This window comes from Acidovorax sp. KPB24-03 (genome assembly GCF_057546605.1).
In genome coordinates this window covers 1-767 of record NZ_BAAJYR010000840.1, presented here as the reverse complement: position 1 = coordinate 767, position 767 = coordinate 1, and the positions used below count along the sequence as shown (strand labels likewise).

At 74.6% G+C, this 767-nt stretch carries 1 protein-coding gene; it reads left to right on the top strand.

The window, feature by feature from the left end; translation table 11 throughout:
* A partial coding sequence (locus AC27KI_RS26360; protein ID WP_487116823.1) for an RCC1 domain-containing protein occupies nucleotides 1-597 on the top strand: 597 nt, incomplete at its 5' end.
* Between the last annotated feature and the right edge of the window lie 170 nt (nucleotides 598-767).

Here is a 767-nt window from a genome sequence, read left to right as displayed (position 1 = left end):
ATCGCGCACCTGGCGCCCGGCCATGCGCACGTGCTGGCGCTGGACCGGGCTGGCCGCGTCTGGGCCTGGGGGGCCAACGCGGCCGGCCAACTGGGCAACGGGGCACTGAAGGAATCCGCCGTGCCGGTGCGGGTGGACCTGCCCGGGCGCATCGTGCAGGTGGCCGCGGGCGACACGCACAGCTTCGCGGTGGACGCGCAAGGCGGGCTGTGGGCCTGGGGCTCCAACCAGTACGGGCAGGCGGGCGGCGGCGATGCGCGCTATGTCGCCCGGCCCGTGCGGGTGCGCACTGGCTTCGCCGTGGCGCAGGTGGATGCGGGCATGTTCTACACCGTGGCGCTGTCTCGCCAGGGCGATGTGTTCGCATGGGGCTGGAACGGCATGGGGCAGCTCGCGCGGGACGGCATGGCCTTTTCCGCCAGGCCGCTGCGGGTGCCGGCGCTGCGCGGCGTGCTGCAACTGGCGGCCGGATCGGGCCATGTGCTGGCGCGCACCGGCACCGGGCTGCTCGCCTGGGGCGACAACCGCTCGTCCGCCTGCGGGGCGTTTCCGTCCACCGCCGTGCAGGTCCGACCCCATCCCATCGCATTCGCCTGAAGGCCCGCCATGACCGATTCTTTCTCGACCCCGGAGCCGACGCGCCGCGCCAGCCTGCAGTGGATGTTCGGGCTCTCCCTGGGCACAGTGGTTGCCCCGCTGGCCGGCTGCGGCGGCAGCGCCTCCGGCGCCACGGCGGACACGCTGCCCGAGCCCGCCGCGCTGACGTC